The organism is Stenotrophomonas sp. FBCC-B152, assembly GCF_059134105.1.
In genome coordinates, this window is record NZ_CP101442.1 from 1,261,359 (window position 1) to 1,281,040 (window position 19,682).

Below are 19,682 nucleotides of genomic sequence, written 5' to 3' on the forward strand. Positions count from 1 at the left end.
GGTGCGGGCTGGGCGCGCGCGTTGGCGGCGACGGGATGGCTGGCACGCGTGCCACGGCACGCGAAGTGGTCGGGAGGGCGGGGGAGGGAGACTTCGTCGGCACAGGCAGGGCGTCGCGGCAGGCGCAGGGGCGCGGAAGGGCGCCGATCCTACGCACGGGGTGTGCCGCTGCAATCGACTACATCAATCGAACCTGACTAAACCATTCAAGCTGTGCTCGGAATTCGTTGCAGGGCGCGGGATCCCGGCATGCCACCTTGGTCTGACCGCCACCGCGTGGCAGTGTCGGTATCGGAATTGTTGTATCGATCTTTCGACCTATATCGATGCGGCGAACATCGCATTCAACTGCGCGTAGCCCGGTGCATCGGTGGGCAGCGCTATCGTGTCGCCCAGCAGTGCCTGCATGCCATCGGTCATCGCCTTCCAGGCGAGGGTGGAAAGCGCCGGTCCCGCGCTCAGGCGACGCACGCCGGCCGTTGCCAATGCATCGTGCGCGGCCATGCCGGGCAGCCACATGACGTTGAGTGGCAGTGGCTGCCCACCTGCGATGTGCGCCATCCCGCCCAGGTCGGAGATGCCGGGGACGAAGCCGCCGTCCGCACCGGCACGCGCGTACCCCTGCAGGCGTTCGATGCTCATTGCCACCGCCTGCTCGCCTTTTGCCATGCCACGCAGGTAGACATCGGTCCTTGCGTTGATGAACAGCGGTCGTGCGCCCAGCTGGTGTCGGATCGCCTGCAGCTTCGCTTCGAGCAGCGCAGGGCTGTTCGCGCCATCTTCGATGTTGATGCCGACCACGCCCAGTTCGACGAGCCTGGCCACACGCAGTGCCACCTCCTGCGGATCGTCACTGTAGCCATCTTCCATATCCACGGTCACCGGGAGCGAGGTGACCCGCACGATTTCCGCAACGCGTTGCAGCAGCGCCACCTCGGGCAGGGCGCCGCCGTCGGGATAGCCGCATGACCACGCCATGGCCGCACTGGTGGTGCCCACCGCACTGGCGCCGAGCTGCTGGGCGAGGGCCGCGCCACCGGCGTCCCAGACATTGGGAAGCACGAACAGGGCGGGGGAGCGGTGCAGTTGCTCGAAGCGCGGGTGGAGGGTGCTCATGGCGGTGGCTTCTTGGCGGAAACCCGGAGTCTGCGCCGGTTGCCAGACCGGTGCTCGCTGTTTTCGGACAGTAATACCCGGGCACGGGAACAGGGGTACTCTGGGCAGTCCCCCATCGCCAACCCCGGGCCCGCCGCATGGAATACCAGCTGATCATCAAATTCTGGAGAAAGTCACTGGACGACGAAGCCTTCCTGGCGACGCTGGAGGCCGAACTGGGCACCGCCCTGGGCAGCGCAGCCAAGCTGGACGGCTACGACGTCAGCGCCAAGGAGATCAACCTCTTCATGTTCACCGCCGACCCGCGCCCGGCCTTCCGCCGTGCCAAGGACGTGCTGGAACGGCTGGGCGTGCTGCACAGCGTGTCGGCCGCCTACCGGCTGGAAGGCGGCGCACAGTTCACCTCGGTGTGGCCGACCCGCATGGCGCGGAAGTTCACGCTGCCCTGAGGCAGGAGAGCCGCCTCAGTTACCGACAGGGTTCAAATACAGCCGCGCACTGTGGGGGGCGGATAGAACGGCTTGGCCGTTGTCTCTTACCCCTACTTGGCTCAGGCTAGTACTTCAAGGCCATGCTTTTTCACGACATCCAACAGACGCATCGCCATGCCGCTGGGCTTCTTTGCGCCCGTTTCCCACTTCTGGACCGTGCTTTCGCTTGTGCTCAAATACAGAGCGAAAACTGGCTGGCTTACGTTGTTGGCCGACCGGATCCGCACGATTTCTTCAGGTTTGAAGTCGGGTGCCTTGATCAAGTGGCGCGCGTCGAAATCGCGCATGGTGGCTTTGTTGATTGCACCAACCTTCATCAGGGCCGAGGCCGATGAGTGAAGGGCTTCAGACATATCGCTCTTATATTTCGTCTTTGTATTCATGGCAGATCTCCAGCAAGTCTTTGTCCTTCAGTAGAACGGTCAGCTGCATCTCGCCCAGCCTTCCGTAGGCTTTGGCAAGCGTTCGGAAGTTTTCCAGCTCGTCATCGTCCAGGCTCTTCTTGCCCTGCTTGGAAAAGATGAAGTTGAAGATCCAGTATTTCCCGCCTTTCGCCAGGATGATGCTGCGGTAATCATTGTTATGGAGGCGTTTTTTGAAAACCCCTCCGCCGAGATCTTCCGCTTGGCCCAGCCGGACCTGTTTCACAGCCCTGCATAACTCAGCGTCGCTGATGCCGATCTTCCTCGCCTTCTTGGCGAACCAACTCGTCTTGAACGTGCGGCCCATGCTGGAAAGGTAGCACTGAGTGCTACGCTCAGTCAAACTTGAACCTGCAGCCGCACGCGGGGGGCAATAAAAAAGCCGGGACCCCGTTTAAAGGAGGTCCCGGCTCTTCGGGTCCTTGCGGACCGTCTTATGGTGGAGGTGGGCGGAATTGAACCGCCGTCCGAAGGCACTCCATCCCCGGTACTACATGCTTAGCTCACCGTTGAATCTCGCCCTGTGGCAGCACGGTGTGCAAAGCGCACCCCAGGACCAGCCTGCTTTAGTTAAGCCGTGACTGACAGGCAGCCATCACAGCCGGTTCCGTGATAATGACCCTACATCTACGAGCACGGGCACAAGTAGGTTCGGGGGTTCGCCTTAGGCGGCTGTAGAACTAAACGCTAAAGCTGTTTTTTAGGCAGCGATTGCGAAGTCGTTCGAACCGTAGTTGTCGTCGTTGGCAACTAGAAGTTTGCTGCTGGATTAACGAGGAAAGCTGCCCCCTCGGCATGCACCAAGTAACTTCACAACCCCCGTCGAAACCAATGCACCCCCGGTTTCTTCAAGAACTGCAAGCCGTCTGCGACCAGACGCTACTTGACGGGGCTGATGCTACTCCAATTCAGCTGAACAGTCACCTGAAAGGCGCACCCACCCCGGTTTGGGCTTACCTGCCTTCGCGCTGGCGCTTGCTGTCGGCCTGGTGCTTGGCCCGGACCTTGCGGTCATGGTTCTGGGCGTTGCGCTGGGTCATGGCCTGCTTGCGGGCTTCGGGTTCGGCCCGGGCCATCAGGGCCTCGATCCGCGCGACCAGGCGGCGGTGCTCGAGCGAGTCGTAGCTCTGGGCCTCCGAGGCCACGCGCTTGGCGTTGCGCAGGGTGTAGGTGAGCACCTTGAGCAGGGCGGCCGGGTCCATGGCGCGGGCCAGCTCGCCGAAGATGGTCTCGTAGGCGGCGACGTCGGCCTGGAGCGTGGCGATGGGGTCCGCGCTCGGGGCGGTCTCCTGGGGGATTTCCTGGGTCACGCGGTGCTCCGGACAGTTGGGGCGGGTAGGGCAGCCGGGCAGGGCCCGGCTCTACGATGGTGGTAATGATGCGCCAGGCGGTACGGTGTCCGCCGGGGGGTCAGGCGTCGCGGTTGTGGCGGCGCATGGTGCGCTGCTTTTCGCGGGCCCAGTCGCGGTCCTTTTCGGCGTCGCGCTTGTCGTGGGTCTGCTTGCCCTTGGCCAGCGCCACTTCCAGCTTGATCTTGTTCTTGCTCCAGTACATCGCCGTGGGGACGATGGTGTAGCCGTCACGTTCGACCTTGCCGACCAGCTTGTCGATCTCGCTGCGGTGGAGCAGCAGCTTGCGTTCGCGGCGGTCGTTGGCCACCACGTGGGTGGAGGCCTGGATCAACGGGGTGATCTGGGCGCCGATCAGGAAGATCTCGCCGCTTTTGACGTAGGCGTAGGCGTCGATGATGTTGCCGCGCCCGGCGCGGATCGATTTCACTTCCCAGCCCTGCAGGGCCAGGCCGGCCTCGAAACGGTCCTCAAGGGTGTATTCGTGGCGGGCACGCTTGTTGAGCGCGATGGTTTTGTTGGCCGTCGCGTTCTTTGCTTTATCCTTGCCGCTGTTCTTGCTCATTTCCGTATTGTCTCCGATTCGGGCCTCCGTGGTCGATTCGCCAGCCAAGCCTTCGCATGCCAACTATCCGACGTAGTGCCCTGGTTGAACATTCGGCTGCCCGCATGTTCGACCTGGTCAATGATATTGATGCCTACCCGCGCCGCTTCCGGTGGTGCTCGGCCGCGCAGATCCTGGAATCCGGCCCGGACCGGCTGGTGGCGCGGCTGGACCTGGGGCTGGGGTCGTTTTCGACTTGGTTCATGACCGAAAACACCCTCCAGCGCCCGCACCACATCGACATGCAGCTGCGCGATGGGCCGTTCAAGCGCCTGCACGGCCGCTGGGAATTCCATGCGCTGGCCGAAGATGCCTGCAAGGTCAGCCTCACCCTGGAGTTCGAACCCAACTCACGCCTGCTGGGACCGGCACTGGCACTGGGCTTCCAGGGCCTGGCCGACCGCATGGTCAATGACTTCGTCCGCGTCGCCGACGAGCAGGACTGAGCCGTGATCCGGGTGGAAGTGGTGTTGGCTTGGCCCGACCGGGCCGATGCGCGCCCCCTGCAACTGGCCGACGGCGCCACCGTGGCCGACGCCATTGCCGCCGCGGCGATCGAGGGTAGCGAAAACTGCCCGGCCGTGGCCGTGCATGGGCTGCTGGCCAAGGCCAGCCAGGTGCTCAACGACGGGGACCGCGTGGAACTGCTGCGGCCCCTGGTGGCGGATCCGAAGGACAACCGGCGTAAACGGGCTCGCGCTCGCTGATGGTGCCAGCCGGGCAGGGCCGCGCCAAGGTGCACCTGTCGCATGGCGTTGATGAACGCGTCGCCACGCGCCCGGTAAATGAATCACCGGGCGGTGCGCCGGATCAGCGGCCGCGCTGCTTCTTCTTGTCCTTGGCCAGGTTGCGGCCGAACTGGCGCACCTGGTCCCGGGCCAGCTGGGCATCGTTGTTCGGGAAGTAGTCGCCTTCCCAACGGGTGACCTGGTCGCCTTCGAAGAAGACCACGAAGTTCTTCACTTCGGTGCGGCCGAGGCGGTCCAGCCGCTGGCTGGCGGTGTAGTCCCAGCGCTGGGCGTGGAAGGGGTCGTCGATGGAGGGGGTGCCGAGCAGCGCGTTGACCTGCTGCTTGCTCTGGCCCACCTGCAGCTGACCGACGGCCTGCTCCCGGATCAGGTTGCCCTGATAGATGGGTTGCTTATAGATGATGCCGCAGCCCGTGGTGGACAGGGCAACGGCGGCGACCAGCAGGAGATTGCGCATCGGGAATGGCGTTTGGGGAAATCCAGTCGATGATACACTCCGAACGTGTCGCCGCGACCCAATCCGAGGCAGCTGGCGCTAAATCGCCAATGAACGGAGACTTATGGAAACCCACGACCTGCGCAAAGTTGGCCTGAAGGTGACCCATCCGCGTATGCGGATCCTTGCCCTGCTCGAGCAGCGCGACGCCCAGAAGCACCAGCACCACATGACGGCCGAAGACATCTACCGCCAGCTCCTGGAGCACGGTGACGAGATCGGCCTGGCCACGGTGTACCGCGTGCTGACCCAGTTCGAGGCCGCCGGCCTGGTGCTGAAGCACAATTTCGAAGGCGGCCAGGCCGTTTACGAACTGGACCGGGGCGGCCACCACGACCACATGGTGGATGTGGACTCGGGCAAGATCATCGAGTTCGAAAGCCACGAGATCGAAGAACTTCAGCGCAAGATCGCTGCCGACCACGGCTACGAGCTGGAAGAGCACTCGCTGGTGCTCTACGTGCGCAAGAAAAGGAAGTAACGGCGCAGCCGTTACGGTAGGTCCTGACCGTTGGTCAGGACGCTGTTGATACGGAAACCCGGGCCGCGCCCGGGTTTTTTATTGCCCGAGCACCGCCAAATCCACCGCCTCGGCCATCGCCCGGTTGCCGGCATCGCCCGGGTGCAGGTGGTCGCCGGAGTCGAACGCCGGCGCCAGCCGGGCCGGGTCGGCCGGGTCGCGAAGGGCGGCGTCCAGGTCGATCACGGCATCGAACGGGGCCTGCTCGCGCAGCCAGGCATTGAGCTGTTGGCGCAGGGCGTCCTTGTCCGGGCTGTAATAGTCCTCCAGCGGGGTACCGGGCAATGCGCCGGCAAACGGGGTCAGGGTGGCGCCGATGATCCGCACGCCGTGGGCATGCGCGCGCTCGACCAGCTGGCGGTAGCCGGCCTGGAGTTCGGCCAGCGACGGTCGCGGCTGGTCGCGGGCGAAGGCGGTGCCCGGCCAGCTGATGTCATTGATCCCCACCAGCACCACCACGCTGGCCACGCCCGGTACGTCCAGCACATCGCGCTGGAACCGGGCCAGCGCCGCTTCGCCCATGCCGTCGCGCAGCAGCCGCCCGCCGGAGATGCCGGCATTGACTACCGCCACACCTTGCGGCGCCAGCCGGGCAGCCAGGTGGTCGGTCCAGCGCTGGTCGCGGTCCAGGCTGGCGGTGGCGCCGTCGGTGATCGAATCGCCGATCACCACCACGGTGCGCGCCGCCGCCGGGGCCTCCACCTCGATCCCGGTCAGGAACAGCCGCGCGGTGGTGGGGCTGCTGTCGCGCAGCGCAACGCTGCCGGCCTGGTCGCCCGGGGCGATCGCGCTGGTCTGGCGTCCCTCCCAGTGGAAGGTCTGCAGTGGCGTGGGGCCGGGAACGTACACGTTGACCTGCACAGCCTGCTGGTTGCCAACGGGCAGGGCCAGCGGGTCGCTCACGCGGTCCTGGCCGGGCGCGATGGTGGTGCCCGCCTGGCCGTCAAAGGACAGCGCCACCGGAGCCGCTCCGGCGCTCCCGGACACGCTGGCCGCACCGATCCGCAAGGGCGTGGTGCCGAACGCATTGCTCAAACGCACGCGCAACCGCGGGCCGCCCAGGCTGATCCGGGCGGTCTGGCGGAAGGTCTGGTCGTCCAGCACCTGCGGGATACCGGTCGGAAACAGAAAGTCGGCGCCCCAGACCGGTTGCGGGCTGGCCTGCCAGCTGGTGACCCAGTGCGGCGGCGCGGGACCTTCCGCAGCGGTGGCGAGGGAGGCGGCAGCGGCCGACAGCGTCAGCAGGGTGCCAGTGGCAAGGCGGATCAGGGGGTTCATGTGGGCCATCCGGTGGAAGAGGCGGCCATCGTGCGCGGCGGGCTATCTGTGAACTAGACTGCCTGCGGACAATCATCTGTGAATTGCATTCATCCAATGCCGACGCCCGACATCAATCGTTCCGGCCAGCTGGAAATCTTCGTGCGGGTGATCGAGGCCGGCAGTTTCTCTGCGGCGGCCCGCGCGCTGGACATGAGCCCGTCGGCGGTCAGCAAGCTGGTGGCGCGACTGGAGCACCGGCTGGGCACGCGCCTGCTGCAGCGTTCCACCCGCCAGTTGCAGCTGACCCCGGAAGGCTGCGCCTTCTATGAGCGTGGCCTGCGCGTGCTGGCCGACCTGGACGAGGCCGAGCGCTGCGCCAGCGCCCATGCCGAACCGCGCGGGCGGCTGCGGGTGAACAGCAACGTGCCGTTCGCCCACCACTTCCTGTTGCCACTGCTGCCGGCCTTCCTGGACCGGCACCCGCAGGTGGGGGTGGACCTGATGCTGACCGATGAGGTGATCGACCTGCTGGAGCAGCGTACCGACGTGGCGGTGCGGGCCGGCCCGTTGAAGAGCTCCAGCCTGGTCGCGCGGCGGCTGGGCAGTACCCGGATGATGATCGTGGCGGCGCCGGCATACGCGGCCCGGCACGGGTTGCCGGGCGATGCGGAAGCGCTGCTGGCACACAACCGCCTGGACATCGGTCATGCACGAGCGCAGGCCGGCTGGCCGGTGCGCGAACAGGGACAGGTGCAGATGGTGCCGACCGGCGGCAACGCACGCGCCAGCGATGGCGAGGCGTTGCGGCGGCTGGTGCTGGGCGGCGCGGGCATCGCACGGCTGGCGGCGTTCCAGGTGCAGGCCGATATCGCCGCCGGGCGGCTGCTGCCGGTACTGGAGCAGGCCAACCCGGGTGACCTGGAAGACGTGCATGCGGTGTTCGTGGGGCAGGGCGGCTACCTGCCCCTGCGGGTGCGCGCGTTCCTGGATTTCCTGGTGGAACACGTAGATCTGCGCAAACCGCTGATCTGACGGTAGGTACCCACCGTGGGTGGGTACGGCCCTCAGGTTTCCTGCAGCAGCTTGCGCGCGGCCGCGCGGGCTTCTTTACTGACTTCCACCCCGCCGAGCATGCGCGCGAGTTCTTCCTCGCGCGCCTTGGCATCCAGCTTCTCCACCGCGCTCTGGGTCATGCCCTCCACCGGTGCCTTGCTGACCCGGTAATGGGCGTGGCCCTTGGAGGCGACCTGCGGCAGGTGTGTGACGCACAACACCTGGCGTTTCTCGCCCAGCGCGCGCAGCTTCTGGCCGACGATATCGGCCACCGCGCCGCCGATGCCGGAATCGACTTCGTCGAACACCATGGTCGGCACCGCATCCAGGCCCAGCGCAGCCACTTCAATGGCCAGCGAGATGCGCGACAGCTCACCACCGGAGGCCACCTTGCGCAGCGCGCGCGGCGGCTGGCCGGCGTTGGCGGCCACCAGGAATTCCACGCGCTCGGCACCGTTCGGGTCCGGCTTGGCGGCCGCGTGCGGCTCGATCTCGATCAGGAACTGGCCGCCGCCCATGCCCAGTTCGCCGATCAGCGTGGTTGTGGTCTCCGACAGCGCCTTGGCCGCGCTGGCGCGGCTGGCACTGAGCGTGGTGGCGACGGCCTGCCACTGCGCGGCCGCGCGGTCGATCTCGCCGGCCAGCGCCTGCAGGCGGGTATCGGCGCCGCGCAGCTGCTCGACTTCGGCTTCCATCGCATCGCGGTGTTCGGCCAGGCCTTCCATCGGCACGCGGTGCTTGCGCGCCAGGTCGTGCAGGCGGCCGAGGCGGCGTTCGATGTCCTCGAACTGCTCCGGGTCGGCATCGAGGTCGTCGTGGACCCGGTCGAGCAGGGCCAGCGCTTCGTGCAGCTGGATGACCGCGCTGTCCAGCAGCGCGTCCACCTCGCCCAGCCGGGCGTCGTGTTCGGCCACGCGGGCCAGGTCATGCCGGGTCTGCTGCAGCAGCTGCAGTACCGACACCTCATCGTCGCCGTTGAGCCGGGCGGCGGCCACGTCGCAGGCGCTGACCAGCGCCCCGGCATGGGCCTGGCGGCGGTGGCTGCTGCCCAGCGCGGCGATCGAGGCCGGCTCGAGGTCTTCGCGCTGCAGCTCGCCCAGCTGGTGTTCCAGGAAGCCGATGCGGTCGCTGACATCGCCCTGGCGCGACAGCGACTCGGCCTCGTCGACCAGCGCCTGCCAACGGCCGGCGGCCTGGCGGACCTGGACGCGTTCGGCCTCGTTGCGGGCGTAGGCGTCCAGCAGCGCCAGCTGCGAGGGCCGCGCCAGCAGCGCCTGCTGTTCGTGCTGGCCGTGGATCTCGACCAGCATGCCGGCCAGCTCGGTGAGCTGGGACAGGGTCACCGGGCGCCCGTTGATCCAGGCGCGCGAGCCGCCGTCGGCCCGGATGATGCGGCGCAGTTGGCACTGTTCCTCGTCATCCAGTTCGTTGTCGCGCAGCCATTGCCGGGCCGGGGCCTGTTCGCCCGGCGCGAATTCGGCCGACAGCTCGGCGCGCGCCGCGCCGTGGCGGACCACGCCGCTGTCGGCGCGCAGCCCGGACAGGAAGCCCAGCGCGTCGACCATCAGCGACTTGCCTGCGCCGGTCTCGCCGGAAACCACGGTCATGCCCGCGCCGAACTCCAGTTCGGTGGCACGGACAACGGCGAAATCCTTGATCGATAGATGTTTAAGCATGGTCTTGGGTTCTTGAGCCGCGCAACGCTAGCATGGGTGGGGCAGGCAGTGTTCCTGCCATTATCCAACGTTGCGTCTCACAGGTTGATTCCATGCACCCTTCCGCGCCCCATCTTGCACCGCGTGCCCGCCACCTGCTGCGGACGCTGATCGCGCGCCACATCCAGGATGGCGAGCCGGTCGGTTCGCAGACCCTGGCGCGGTTGGCCGGGCTGGATGTCAGCCCGGCCACGATCCGCAACATCCTGGGTGACCTGGAAGACCTGGGCCTGCTCAGCTCGGCGCACGTCTCGGCCGGCCGGGTGCCCACCGCGCACGGCTACCGGGTGTTCGTCGACAGCCTGGTCAAGATGCAGCCGCCTGGCGAAAGCGAGCTGAGCCGCCTGCGCAGCGAGCTGTCCAGTGGCGCCGGCACCCAGGCGCTGCTCGGCAGTGCCTCGGAGCTGCTCTCGGCGATGAGCCATTTCGTCGGCGTGGTCGGCGCGCCACGGCGCGAACAGTTCGCGTTCCGCCACATCGATTTCGTGGCGCTGGACGCACGCCGGGTGCTGGCCATCCTGGTGTTTGCCGACAATGAAGTGCAGAACCGGGTGATCGAGCCCAAGCGCAGCTGGGAGCCGGCCGAGCTGGAGAAGGTGGCCAACTACCTCAACGCCCATTGCGCCGGCCGCCCGCTGGCCGAGATCCGCGCCACCCTGCTGGTCGAACTGCGCCAGGCGCGCACGGAAATGGAGCAGTTGCTGGCGCACAGCGTGGAGCTGGCCGAACAGGCGATGGCGCCGCCGGCCGACGACATGGTGCTGGCCGGGCAGACCCGGCTGATGGGGGTGCAGGACCTGTCCGACCTGGACCGCCTGCGCGAGCTGTTCGACCTGTTCGCCAGCAAGCGTGAGATCCTGCAGCTGCTCGAGCGCACCATCCAGGCCCCGGGCGTGCGCATCTTCATCGGCGAGGAGACCGGCGTGATGCCGCTGGAGAACATCTCGCTGGTCACCGCCCCGTACTCGGCCGGCGGCCAGGTGCTGGGCGTGCTGGGGGTGATCGGGCCCAAGCGGATGGCCTACGACCGCATGATTCCGCTGGTGGAGGCCACCGCCCAGGTGCTCGGCGCGGCCCTGGATGCCCCCGCTGGGGGCGGATTGTCCCGGGATCGCACCTAAACACGCCCGCAGCTCTTGAATCGGGTCCGGCCGCCCACATTGGGGTGGGTGGAGGCGGAGAGTCACCGCCAAGGATCCGGAAATGAACCAAGATCAGCCTGATATCGCATCCCAGACCCCGGCCGGCGACGCCGCCACGGGCGATTCCCTGCAGCAGCAGCTGGACAGCCTGCACAACGAAGTGGCCCTGCTCCGGTCCGAGTCGCTGCGTGAGCGCGCCGACCTGGACAACCAGCGCAAGCGCGTGGCCCGCGACGTCGAACAGGCGCGCCGCTTCGCCAACGAAAAGCTGCTGGGCGAGCTGCTGCCGGTGTTCGACAGCCTGGACGCCGGGCTCAATGCCGCCGGCGCCGAACCCAGCCCGCTGCGCGAAGGCCTGGAGCTGACCTACAAGCAGCTGCTCAAGGTCGCCGCCGACAACGGCCTGACCCTGCTGGACCCCACCGGCCAGACCTTCAACCCCGAACACCACCAGGCCATCAGCCAGGTCGACGCGCCCGGCGCGGCGCCGGGCAGCGTGGTCCAGGTGTTCCAGAAGGGCTACCTGCTCAACGACCGCCTGCTGCGGCCGGCCCTGGTCGTAGTGGCGCGGGACTGACCTGAACGCGTTTGGCCGCCATCGGACACAGCGTTCGATGGATGGGTTGAAAGTGTCATCAGCGTCCCACACATCCCATTCATAACCCGGCAGCTGCCGGATGTTCCCAAATATTTCAGGAGTCTCCCCATGGGCAAGATCATTGGTATCGACCTCGGCACCACCAACTCGTGTGTGGCGATCATGGACGGCGGCAAGGCCCGCGTCATCGAAAACTCGGAAGGCGACCGCACCACGCCGTCCATCGTCGCCTACACCAAGGATGGCGAAGTGCTGGTGGGTGCCTCGGCCAAGCGCCAGGCCGTCACCAATCCGAAGAACACCTTCTACGCCGTCAAGCGCCTGATCGGCCGCAAGTTCACCGACGCTGAAGTCCAGAAGGACATCGCGCACGTGCCTTACGGCATCCTGGCCCACGACAACGGCGATGCCTGGGTGCAGACCAGCGATGCCAAGAAGATGGCGCCGCAGGAAATCTCCGCGCGCGTGCTGGAAAAGATGAAGAAGACGGCCGAAGCCTTCCTGGGCGAGACCGTCACCGAAGCGGTCATCACCGTGCCGGCCTACTTCAACGACAGCCAGCGCCAGGCGACCAAGGACGCCGGCCGCATCGCGGGCCTGGAAGTCAAGCGCATCATCAACGAGCCGACCGCTGCTGCCCTGGCCTATGGCCTGGACAAGGGTGACGGCAAGGACCGCAAGATCGTCGTGTACGACCTGGGCGGCGGCACCTTCGACGTGTCGATCATCGAAATCGCCAACGTCGACGGTGAGAAGCAGTTCGAAGTGCTGGCCACCAACGGCGACACCTTCCTGGGCGGCGAAGACTTCGACAACCGCGTCATCGAATACCTGGTGGACGAGTTCAACAAGGACCAGGGCATCGACCTGCGCAAGGATCCGCTCGCCCTGCAGCGCCTGAAGGATGCGGCCGAGCGCGCCAAGATCGAGCTGTCGACCAGCCAGCAGACCGAAGTGAACCTGCCGTACGTCACCGCCGATGCATCCGGTCCGAAGCACCTGAACATCAAGCTGACCCGCGCCAAGCTGGAAGCGCTGGTGGAAGACCTGATCAAGAAGTCGATCGAGCCGTGCCGCATCGCCCTGAACGATGCCGGCCTGCGTTCGAGCGACATCAGCGAAGTGATCCTGGTCGGCGGCCAGACCCGCATGCCGAAGGTGCAGCAGGCCGTGACCGAGTTCTTCGGCAAGGAACCGCGCAAGGACGTCAACCCGGACGAAGCCGTGGCACTGGGTGCGGCGATCCAGGGCGGCGTGCTCGGCGGCGACGTCAAGGACGTGCTGCTGCTGGACGTGACCCCGCTGTCGCTGGGCATCGAAACCATGGGCGGTGTGTTCACCAAGATCATCGAGAAGAACACCACCATCCCGACCAAGGCTTCGCAGGTGTTCTCCACCGCCGAAGACAACCAGTCGGCCGTGACCGTGCACGTGCTGCAGGGTGAGCGCGAACAGGCCCGTTACAACAAGTCGCTGGCCAAGTTCGACCTCTCCGGCATCGAGCCGGCCCCGCGCGGCCTGCCGCAGGTGGAAGTGTCCTTCGACATCGACGCCAACGGCATCCTGCACGTGTCGGCCAAGGACAAGAAGACCAACAAGGAACAGAAGGTCGAGATCAAGGCCGGTTCGGGTCTGTCCGAGGACGAGATCGCGCGCATGGTCGCCGACGCGGAAGCCAACCGCGAAGAAGACAAGAAGTTCCACGAGCTGGTCCAGGCCCGCAACCAGGCTGACGCGCTGATCCACGGTACCCGTACCGCGATCAACGAACACGGCAGCAAGGTCGGTGGCGAAGTGATCGGCAAGGTCGAATCGGCCCTGGCCGACCTGGAAACCGCGATGAAGGGTGACGACAAGGCCCAGATCGAAGCCAAGTCGAAGGTGCTGGAAGAAGCCGGCCAGTCGCTGTTCGCGGCCTCGGCTGCGGCCGAGCAGGGCGGCGGCGCCCCGGGTGCCGATGCCGGTGCCGGCAACAACGGCGGCGCGCAGGACGACGTGGTGGACGCCGAGTTCACCGAAGTAAAGGACGACAAGAAGTCCTGATCCGGACGCCAGACGGGACGTTGCGCAGGCAACGTCCCGTTGTCGTTTCCATTAGATCCTGACAGCCGTGCCGCGGCATGTCGGGGATGAATCCCGACCGCCGGAACCCGATTCAAACCATGAGCAAGCGCGATTATTACGAAGTGCTGGGTGTTACCCGCACGGCGACCGAAGAAGAACTGAAGAAGGCCTATCGCCGTTGCGCGATGAAGCACCACCCTGACCGCAACCCCGGCGACAGCGCCGCCGAAGCGGCCTTCAAGGAGTGCAAGGAAGCCTACGAAACCCTGTCCGACGCCAACAAGCGCCGCATGTACGATGCGCACGGCCACGCGGCCTTCGAGCACGGCATGGGCGGCGGTGGCGGCCCGGGTGGCCCGGACATGGGCGACATCTTCGGCGACATCTTCGGCAACATCTTCGGTGGTGCTGGCGGTGGTCCGCGCCAGGCGCGTCGCGGTGCCGACATCGGCTACGTGATGGAGCTGGACCTGGAAGAAGCGGTGCGTGGCATCGAGCGCCGCATCGAGATTCCGACCCTGGCCGAGTGCGACGACTGCCACGGCAGCGGTTCGGACGACGGCAAGGTGGAAACCTGCAGCGTGTGCCGTGGGCAGGGCCAGGTGCGTATCCAGCGTGGCATCTTCGCCATGCAGCAGGCCTGCCACAACTGCAACGGCCGCGGCCAGATCATCCAGAACCCCTGCAAGACCTGCCACGGCAATGGCCGGGTAGAGGAAGACAAGGTGTTGTCGGTCAAGGTGCCTGCGGGCGTCGACACCGGCGACCGCATCCGCCTGGCGGGCGAGGGTGAGGCCGGTCCGGCCGGCACGCCGCCGGGCGACCTGTACGTGGAAGTGCGGGTGCGCGAGCACGCCATCTTCCAGCGCGATGGCGACGACCTGCACTGCGAAGTGCCGATCCGCATCTCGCAGGCCGCGCTGGGCGATACCGTGCGCGTGGCCACCCTGGGCGGCTATGCGGAAATCCGCATTCCGGCCGAAACCCAGACCGGCAAGCTGTTCCGCCTGCGCGGCAAGGGCGTGCGTTCGGTGCGCAGCCGCAGCGAAGGTGACCTGTACTGCCGCGTGGTGGTGGAAACCCCGGTCAACCTGACCACCGAGCAGCGCAAGCTGCTGGAGCAGTTCGAAACCACCTTCACCGGCGAAGAAGCGCGCAAGCATTCGCCGAAGTCGGCGACCTTCATCGATGGCGTGAAGGGTTTCTGGGATCGCATGACCTCGTAAGCGGTTGGTTCCATCAGTAACGAAAACACCGGGCACGTCCCGGCTTTTTCGTGGCTGCGATTCAGCCGGCAGGTACCGACCGTTGGTCGGTACGCTCTAAAATGGGCCATGAACGATACCCTCGAAAGCCATCTGGTCCATGGGCGCCGCCAGCGCCCGGACGTTCCGTCGCCGGTCGACGTCATCTCGGTTCAATCGCAGCTGGTCTATGGCCACGCCGGCAACAGCGCGGCAGTTCCGCCGCTGCGCGCGCTGGGCGTGCGCGTGGCCGAAGTGCCGACCACGCTGCTGAGCAATGCGCCGTTCTATCCCACCACGCGCGGCCGCGTGCTGCCGGCCGACTGGTTCGCCGACCTGCTGCAGGGCGCCAGCGAGCGCGGCCTGCCGGCGCGCGCGAAAATGCTCGTTTCCGGCTACTTCGGCAGCGTCGGCAATGGCGCGGCGTTCGCCGACTGGCTGGACACGGTGCTGCCCGCGTCGCCGCAGCTGCGCTACTGCCTGGACCCGGTGATCGGCGATACCCACACCGGTCCCTACGTGGAGCCGGGCCTGGAAACCATCTTCGCCGAGCGCCTGCTGCCGCATGCCTGGCTGGTCACGCCGAATGCGTTCGAGCTGGGCCGGCTGACCGGCATGCCGAGCCTGGCCGAAGCCGATGCCATCGCCGCCGCGAAGGCACTGCTGGCGCGCGGGCCGGAATGGGTGCTGGCGCACAGCGTGGGTGGCGACCCGGGCGAGCTGGTCACGCTGGCGGTCAGCCGCGAGGCGATCTGGCGCTGGTCTTCGCCGCACCTGCCGGTCGACGTGGCCGGTACCGGCGATGTGCTGATGTCGCTGCTGGTCGCGTTCCTGCTGCGTGGTGAGCGCTTCGAGCAGGCGCTGTCGCGGTCGATCTCCGGCGTGCATGCCGCGCTGGAGGCCACCCTGGCCAACGACCACGAAGAATTCGACGTGCTGGCCGCCGCACCGGCCGCGTTGGCGCAGCCGCACCGCTTCCGCGCCGAGCGGCTGGCGTGAGCCTGCGCCCGGTTGTCGGCATCGTCGGCAGCGCCGGCGCCTATGGGCGCTGGCTGCGCACGTTCCTGGCGCAGCGCCTGGGGCTGGAAGTGATCGGGCATGATCCGGCCGATCCGCAGTCGGACGATCCGGAAACACTGCTGGAGCGCGCGGACGTGCTGGTGTTCTCCGCGCCGATCCGGCACACGCCTGCCTTGATCGCCGATTACGTGACCCGTTCGGCCGGTCGCGAAGCTGGCCGGCTGTGGCTGGATGTGACCTCGGTGAAGAGCGAGCCGGTGGCTGCGATGCTGGCCTCGCAGGCCGAGGTGGTCGGCCTGCATCCGATGACCGCACCGCCCAAGGCGCCCACGCTGAAGGGCCGGGTGATGGTGGTGTGCGAAGCGCGCCTGTCGCACTGGCAGCCATGGGTGAACGAGCTGTGCGCGGCGCTGGAAGCGGAGTGCGTGCGCGCCACGCCCGAGCACCACGACCAGGTGATGGCGCTGGTGCAGGCCATGGTGCATGCCACCCACCTGGCCCAGGCGGGGGTGCTGCGCGAGTACGCGCCGCTGCTGGGCCCGCTGTCGGAGCTGATGCCGTACCGCTCGGCCTCGTTCGAACTGGATACGGCGATCATTGCCCGCATCCTCTCGCTCAACCCGGCCATCTACGAGGACATCCAGTTCGGCAACCCGCACGTGGCGCCGATGCTGGACCGCCTGCTGGGCCAGCTGCACGCGCTGCGCCGGCAGGTGGAGCAGGGCGATGATGCCGCGCGCGCTGCGTTCCGTGAGCGGCTGCTGCTGGATAACCGCGAGCACCAGGGCAAGGCGCTGCTGGAAGCGGGCAATTACACCTTTGAACGGGTGGGCTACCTGTTGGCCGACCTGACCGAGCGCAACGCGATCAGCGTGCACCTGCCGGAGGATCGCCCGGGTTCACTGCGTGAGCTGCTGCATGTGTTCGAGCGGCACGGGGTCAGCCTGGCCTCCATCCATTCTTCGCGCACCCCGGGTGGCGAAGTGCATTTCCGGATGGGCTTCGTGGCCGGCAGTGACCTGGACGCGCTGCAGCGGGCGGCGGTGGAAATCGACGCCACCGGCATCGGGCGGGTGCTGCCGCGCTGACAGCCTGTCGCATTCATCCACAGGGGGTGTGGATGAAATGCGGACAAGCATGTGGATAACCGTGCGCAGCCCCCGTGGGGCAACGCTGTCAAGATGGGTGGCGATTAATTGACCAGTCAGGTGGTCAGGGTGAGCTCGCCACCGCTGGTCCGGTAAATCCGACCCTCACGGACCAGATGACGGCCATCGGCCAATTCGTAACGGACATGCGGGTCGGCGGCGGTATCGCCGGCCTCGTCCTTGAATTCGATGACCACATGGTCTTCGCCATTGGCATCGGTCGCGGGAAACTGACGGAACGACATCAAACACCTCCTGCAGCAGGTTCATGGGGCGCTGCCACCATGCAACCTGCCGCGTTATCGGTGCGTCATCAATCGATGAACTGCAGCTTGGCAAGTTCAGCGTACAGCCCACCTTCGGCCAGCAGCTCGGCGTGGGTGCCCTGCGCGACGATCCGCCCGTGGTCCATCACCACGATGCGGTCGGCCTTCAGCACGGTGGCCAGCCGGTGCGCGATCACCAGCGTGGTGCGCCCGGCCATCAGGCGCTCCAGCGCCTGCTGCACCGCACGTTCGCTTTGCGCGTCCAGTGCGCTGGTGGCCTCGTCCAGCAGCAGGATCGGCGCGTCCTTGAGCAGCGCACGCGCGATCGCGATGCGCTGCTGCTGGCCACCGGACAGGCGCGCACCGCGCTCGCCCAGTTCGCTCAGGTAGCCATCGGGCAGTGCCTGCAGGAACTCGTCGGCCTCGGCGGCTTCCGCAGCACGCTGCACCTCTTCGTTGCTGGCTTCCAGGCGGCCGTAGCGGATGTTCTCCAGCGCGCTGCTGGCAAACAGCGTGGGCTGCTGCGGCACCAGTGCCATCTGTGCGCGCAGCTGCGCCGGATCGACCCTGCGCACGTCCACGCCATCCACCAGCACGCTGCCAGCGGCAGGATCATGGAAGCGCAGCAGCATCGACAGCACCGTGCTCTTGCCGGCGCCGGAGGGCCCTACCAGCGCCACGGTTTCGCCCGGGCGCACATGCAGGTCGAAGTGTGCCAATGCTGCGGTGTCAGGGCGCTGTGGGTAATGGAAGACCACGTCCTGGAAGCGGATCTCGCCGCGCAGCGGGTGCGGCAATGGCGACGGATCACGCGGCGCGGTGATTTCGATGTCTTCGTGCAGCAGCTCGGCGATGCGGCCCATGCCGCCGGACGCGCGCTGCAGTTCATTCCACACTTCGGCCAGCGCACCGACCGAGCCACCGCCGATCAGCGCGTACAGCACGAACTGGCCCAGGGTGCCGGCGGTCATGCGGCCGTCGTTGACGTCATGCGCACCCAGCCACAGCACGCCCACGATGGCACCGAACACCAGCACGATGGCGGTGGCCGTCACCAGCGACTGCGCGCCGATGCGGCGCCGCGCGGCGCGGATCGATTCGGCCAGTGCTTCGTTGAAGCGGTTGCGTTCATACGGTTCGCGCGCGTGCGCCTGCACCGTGCGCACCGCGCCCAGCGTTTCGGCGGCCAGGCTGTTGGCATCGGCGATGCGGTCCTGGCTGGCGCGCGAAATGCCGCGCACGCGCCGCGCCCCGATCACGATCGGCAGCACCGCCAGCGGAATGCCGACCAGCGACCATGCGGCCAGGCGCGGGCTGGTCACGAACAGCATCACCAGGCTGCCCACCACCGTGACGCTGCTGCGCAATGCCACCGACATCGTGGAGCCGATCACGCTGCGCAGCAGTTCGCTGTCGGCGGTCAAGCGCGACACAAGCTCGCCGCTGCGACTGCGGTCGTGGAAGCCCGCGCCCAGTGAGATCAGGTGGGCATACAGGCCGCTGCGCAGGTCGGCCACCACCTTCTCGCCCAGCAGCGAGACGAAGAAGAAGCGCGCCGCCGTGGCCAGCCCCAGCACCACCGCCACCAGCAACAGCAGGGCGAACGCGCGGTTGATCTGCCCGTTGCCGCTGAAGCCGTGGTCGATCATCAGCTTCACCGCCGGCGGCAGGCTCAGCGTGGCGGTCGAGGAGACCGCCAGCGCTACCAGCCAGGCCGTGAACAGCCCGCCGTGCCGGCGCACGAACGGCCACAGCGTGCCCAGGCTGCCAAGGCGGCGCAGCGCGGGTTCCGGTGCGGAAGTGGGTTCAGTCATGGACAAGGCCTGGTTCGGTGCGCGAATGCACGCGGATACGATCACGGGTGGCGTCGCGCAGGCGGGTTTTCAACGGGTCGGCCTGATCGGCGGGAAGGCGGACGTGCAGTTCCACGCCCGAGGCGGTGAACGTTTCGTCCAGTTTTTCGGCCAGGTGCGCCGCCAATGCGGCATGCAAAGCACCCAGGTCCTCGAATGCGGCCTGCACGGTCAGCTCGGTCAGCGCCACCAGCGGCAGCCGTGGCGCGGTGCGCAGGCACTCGGCGGCGGTGCCGCCATAGGCCCGTACCAGCCCGCCCGCGCCCAGCTTGATCCCGCCATACCAGCGGATCACCACCACCATGACGCGATCGAAACCTTGGCCGTCGATGGCCGCCAGGATCGGGCGGCCGGCGGTGCCGGCCGGTTCGCCGTCATCGCTGGAGCGGTACTCGTTGCCGTGGCGGTACGCCCAGCAGTTGTGGGTGGCATCGGGCACGACCACCTGCTGCAGGAACGCCAACGCGTCCTCGGCAGACCCGATCGGCGCGGCATGCGCGACGAAACGGCTGTGTTTGATTTCCAGGCTGTGGCTGACGGCGGTGGCGAGTGTATCGGGCATCCCCGCCATT

General features: G+C 67.0%; 22 protein-coding genes and 1 other RNA gene. 11 read left to right on the forward strand and 12 right to left on the reverse strand.

The window, feature by feature from the left end; genetic code table 11:
* Positions 1-318: 318 nt before the first annotated feature.
* Positions 319-1,116: an isocitrate lyase/PEP mutase family protein gene (locus NMB40_RS06150; protein WP_494360466.1), complete on the reverse strand. Its 798-nt coding sequence runs from the start codon at positions 1,114-1,116 to the stop codon at positions 319-321.
* A gap of 137 nt (positions 1,117-1,253) precedes the next feature.
* Between NMB40_RS06150 and NMB40_RS06155 the strand changes: the two genes are divergently transcribed.
* Complete coding sequence (locus NMB40_RS06155) at positions 1,254-1,565, forward strand: hypothetical protein (RefSeq protein ID WP_494360467.1); 312 nt, start codon at positions 1,254-1,256, stop codon at positions 1,563-1,565.
* A 101-nt stretch (positions 1,566-1,666) separates the two neighbouring features.
* Here the strand turns inward: NMB40_RS06155 and NMB40_RS06160 are convergent, their stop codons facing one another.
* The 5 genes from NMB40_RS06160 to smpB all read right to left on the reverse strand — a co-directional run bounded on the left by NMB40_RS06160 (position 1,667) and on the right by smpB (position 3,943).
* Entirely contained in the window at positions 1,667-1,990 is a 324-nt protein-coding gene (locus tag NMB40_RS06160; RefSeq protein WP_494360468.1) for a helix-turn-helix domain-containing protein, read from the reverse strand.
* Positions 1,968-2,336, reverse strand: coding sequence for a type II toxin-antitoxin system RelE/ParE family toxin (locus NMB40_RS06165; RefSeq protein WP_494360469.1), 369 nt, complete (start codon positions 2,334-2,336; stop codon positions 1,968-1,970). The genes NMB40_RS06160 and NMB40_RS06165 overlap by 23 nt, the downstream gene beginning before the upstream one ends.
* Before the next feature lie 130 nt (positions 2,337-2,466).
* Positions 2,467-2,870: a transfer-messenger RNA gene (gene ssrA, locus NMB40_RS06170) on the reverse strand.
* Between the two features lie 112 nt (positions 2,871-2,982).
* On the reverse strand, positions 2,983-3,339 hold the full coding sequence (locus NMB40_RS06175) for a hypothetical protein (RefSeq protein WP_184123990.1): 357 nt from the start codon (positions 3,337-3,339) through the stop codon (positions 2,983-2,985).
* 100 nt (positions 3,340-3,439) lie between these two features.
* Complete coding sequence (smpB, locus tag NMB40_RS06180; protein ID WP_068851133.1) at positions 3,440-3,943, reverse strand: SsrA-binding protein SmpB; 504 nt, start codon at positions 3,941-3,943, stop codon at positions 3,440-3,442.
* A 56-nt stretch (positions 3,944-3,999) separates the two neighbouring features.
* Between smpB and NMB40_RS06185 the strand changes: the two genes are divergently transcribed.
* Both NMB40_RS06185 and NMB40_RS06190 read left to right on the forward strand, forming a co-directional pair.
* A complete protein-coding gene (locus NMB40_RS06185; RefSeq protein ID WP_282245104.1) occupies positions 4,000-4,428 on the forward strand; it encodes a type II toxin-antitoxin system RatA family toxin in 429 nt (142 codons plus the stop codon).
* A gap of 3 nt (positions 4,429-4,431) precedes the next feature.
* Entirely contained in the window at positions 4,432-4,689 is a 258-nt protein-coding gene (locus NMB40_RS06190) for an RnfH family protein (protein WP_494360470.1), read from the forward strand.
* A gap of 103 nt (positions 4,690-4,792) precedes the next feature.
* On the opposite strand, the gene NMB40_RS06195 is transcribed toward NMB40_RS06190, so the two are convergent.
* Positions 4,793-5,188: an outer membrane protein assembly factor BamE gene (locus NMB40_RS06195; RefSeq protein ID WP_282245100.1), complete on the reverse strand. Its 396-nt coding sequence runs from the start codon at positions 5,186-5,188 to the stop codon at positions 4,793-4,795.
* A 103-nt stretch (positions 5,189-5,291) separates the two neighbouring features.
* On the opposite strand from NMB40_RS06195, the gene fur reads away from it, so the two are divergent.
* Positions 5,292-5,708 (forward strand): ferric iron uptake transcriptional regulator, encoded by a 417-nt coding sequence (fur, locus tag NMB40_RS06200; protein ID WP_068851145.1) that lies wholly within the window; start codon positions 5,292-5,294, stop codon positions 5,706-5,708.
* Between the two features lie 78 nt (positions 5,709-5,786).
* Here the strand turns inward: fur and NMB40_RS06205 are convergent, their stop codons facing one another.
* Complete coding sequence (locus NMB40_RS06205; protein ID WP_494360471.1) at positions 5,787-7,025, reverse strand: SGNH/GDSL hydrolase family protein; 1,239 nt, start codon at positions 7,023-7,025, stop codon at positions 5,787-5,789.
* Positions 7,026-7,121: 96 nt separating this feature from the next.
* Between NMB40_RS06205 and NMB40_RS06210 the strand changes: the two genes are divergently transcribed.
* Positions 7,122-8,039, forward strand: coding sequence for a LysR family transcriptional regulator (locus NMB40_RS06210; protein ID WP_494360472.1), 918 nt, complete (start codon positions 7,122-7,124; stop codon positions 8,037-8,039).
* A 32-nt stretch (positions 8,040-8,071) separates the two neighbouring features.
* On the opposite strand, the gene recN is transcribed toward NMB40_RS06210, so the two are convergent.
* Entirely contained in the window at positions 8,072-9,736 is a 1,665-nt protein-coding gene (recN, locus tag NMB40_RS06215) for a DNA repair protein RecN (protein ID WP_494360473.1), read from the reverse strand.
* Positions 9,737-9,828: 92 nt separating this feature from the next.
* On the opposite strand from recN, the gene hrcA reads away from it, so the two are divergent.
* The 6 genes from hrcA to NMB40_RS06245 all read left to right on the forward strand — a co-directional run bounded on the left by hrcA (position 9,829) and on the right by NMB40_RS06245 (position 16,931).
* Complete coding sequence (hrcA, locus tag NMB40_RS06220) at positions 9,829-10,896, forward strand: heat-inducible transcriptional repressor HrcA (RefSeq protein ID WP_282245083.1); 1,068 nt, start codon at positions 9,829-9,831, stop codon at positions 10,894-10,896.
* An 82-nt stretch (positions 10,897-10,978) separates the two neighbouring features.
* Positions 10,979-11,494 (forward strand): nucleotide exchange factor GrpE, encoded by a 516-nt coding sequence (gene grpE / locus NMB40_RS06225; RefSeq protein ID WP_282245081.1) that lies wholly within the window; start codon positions 10,979-10,981, stop codon positions 11,492-11,494.
* 129 nt (positions 11,495-11,623) lie between these two features.
* Entirely contained in the window at positions 11,624-13,558 is a 1,935-nt protein-coding gene (gene dnaK / locus NMB40_RS06230; RefSeq protein WP_448142492.1) for a molecular chaperone DnaK, read from the forward strand.
* Positions 13,559-13,677: 119 nt separating this feature from the next.
* Positions 13,678-14,805 carry a molecular chaperone DnaJ gene (gene dnaJ, locus NMB40_RS06235; protein ID WP_282245077.1) on the forward strand — a complete coding sequence of 376 codons (1,128 nt, stop codon included), beginning with the start codon at positions 13,678-13,680 and terminating at the stop codon, positions 14,803-14,805.
* A 108-nt stretch (positions 14,806-14,913) separates the two neighbouring features.
* Positions 14,914-15,822, forward strand: a complete 909-nt coding sequence (gene pdxY, locus NMB40_RS06240; RefSeq protein WP_494360474.1) for a pyridoxal kinase — start codon at positions 14,914-14,916, stop codon at positions 15,820-15,822.
* Complete coding sequence (locus NMB40_RS06245; protein ID WP_494360475.1) at positions 15,819-16,931, forward strand: prephenate dehydrogenase; 1,113 nt, start codon at positions 15,819-15,821, stop codon at positions 16,929-16,931. Before pdxY ends, NMB40_RS06245 begins: the two co-directional genes overlap by 4 nt.
* Before the next feature lie 116 nt (positions 16,932-17,047).
* Here NMB40_RS06245 and NMB40_RS06250 read toward each other — a convergent pair whose 3' ends face one another.
* The 3 genes from NMB40_RS06250 to NMB40_RS06260 form a co-directional block, all read right to left on the reverse strand.
* Positions 17,048-17,236: a hypothetical protein gene (locus NMB40_RS06250; RefSeq protein ID WP_282247760.1), complete on the reverse strand. Its 189-nt coding sequence runs from the start codon at positions 17,234-17,236 to the stop codon at positions 17,048-17,050.
* A 68-nt stretch (positions 17,237-17,304) separates the two neighbouring features.
* On the reverse strand, positions 17,305-19,071 hold the full coding sequence (locus tag NMB40_RS06255; protein ID WP_494360476.1) for an ABC transporter transmembrane domain-containing protein: 1,767 nt from the start codon (positions 19,069-19,071) through the stop codon (positions 17,305-17,307).
* Entirely contained in the window at positions 19,064-19,672 is a 609-nt protein-coding gene (locus tag NMB40_RS06260) for an IMPACT family protein (RefSeq protein WP_494360477.1), read from the reverse strand. The genes NMB40_RS06255 and NMB40_RS06260 overlap by 8 nt, the downstream gene beginning before the upstream one ends.
* Positions 19,673-19,682: the final 10 nt, after the last annotated feature.

Coding starts and splice junctions, on each gene's coding strand:
- NMB40_RS06150 (WP_494360466.1), bottom strand. CDS start 1,116: ATGAGCACCCTCCACCCGCGCTTCGAGCAACTGCACCGCTCCCCCGCC.
- NMB40_RS06155 (WP_494360467.1), top strand. CDS start 1,254: ATGGAATACCAGCTGATCATCAAATTCTGGAGAAAGTCACTGGACGAC.
- NMB40_RS06160 (WP_494360468.1), bottom strand. CDS start 1,990: ATGAATACAAAGACGAAATATAAGAGCGATATGTCTGAAGCCCTTCAC.
- NMB40_RS06165 (WP_494360469.1), bottom strand. CDS start 2,336: ATGGGCCGCACGTTCAAGACGAGTTGGTTCGCCAAGAAGGCGAGGAAG.
- smpB (WP_068851133.1), bottom strand. CDS start 3,943: ATGAGCAAGAACAGCGGCAAGGATAAAGCAAAGAACGCGACGGCCAAC.
- NMB40_RS06185 (WP_282245104.1), top strand. CDS start 4,000: ATGCCAACTATCCGACGTAGTGCCCTGGTTGAACATTCGGCTGCCCGC.
- NMB40_RS06195 (WP_282245100.1), bottom strand. CDS start 5,188: ATGCGCAATCTCCTGCTGGTCGCCGCCGTTGCCCTGTCCACCACGGGC.
- fur (WP_068851145.1), top strand. CDS start 5,292: ATGGAAACCCACGACCTGCGCAAAGTTGGCCTGAAGGTGACCCATCCG.
- NMB40_RS06205 (WP_494360471.1), bottom strand. CDS start 7,025: ATGAACCCCCTGATCCGCCTTGCCACTGGCACCCTGCTGACGCTGTCG.
- NMB40_RS06210 (WP_494360472.1), top strand. CDS start 7,122: ATGCCGACGCCCGACATCAATCGTTCCGGCCAGCTGGAAATCTTCGTG.
- recN (WP_494360473.1), bottom strand. CDS start 9,736: ATGCTTAAACATCTATCGATCAAGGATTTCGCCGTTGTCCGTGCCACC.
- hrcA (WP_282245083.1), top strand. CDS start 9,829: ATGCACCCTTCCGCGCCCCATCTTGCACCGCGTGCCCGCCACCTGCTG.
- grpE (WP_282245081.1), top strand. CDS start 10,979: ATGAACCAAGATCAGCCTGATATCGCATCCCAGACCCCGGCCGGCGAC.
- dnaK (WP_448142492.1), top strand. CDS start 11,624: ATGGGCAAGATCATTGGTATCGACCTCGGCACCACCAACTCGTGTGTG.
- dnaJ (WP_282245077.1), top strand. CDS start 13,678: ATGAGCAAGCGCGATTATTACGAAGTGCTGGGTGTTACCCGCACGGCG.
- pdxY (WP_494360474.1), top strand. CDS start 14,914: ATGAACGATACCCTCGAAAGCCATCTGGTCCATGGGCGCCGCCAGCGC.
- NMB40_RS06250 (WP_282247760.1), bottom strand. CDS start 17,236: ATGTCGTTCCGTCAGTTTCCCGCGACCGATGCCAATGGCGAAGACCAT.
- NMB40_RS06255 (WP_494360476.1), bottom strand. CDS start 19,071: ATGACTGAACCCACTTCCGCACCGGAACCCGCGCTGCGCCGCCTTGGC.
- NMB40_RS06260 (WP_494360477.1), bottom strand. CDS start 19,672: ATGCCCGATACACTCGCCACCGCCGTCAGCCACAGCCTGGAAATCAAA.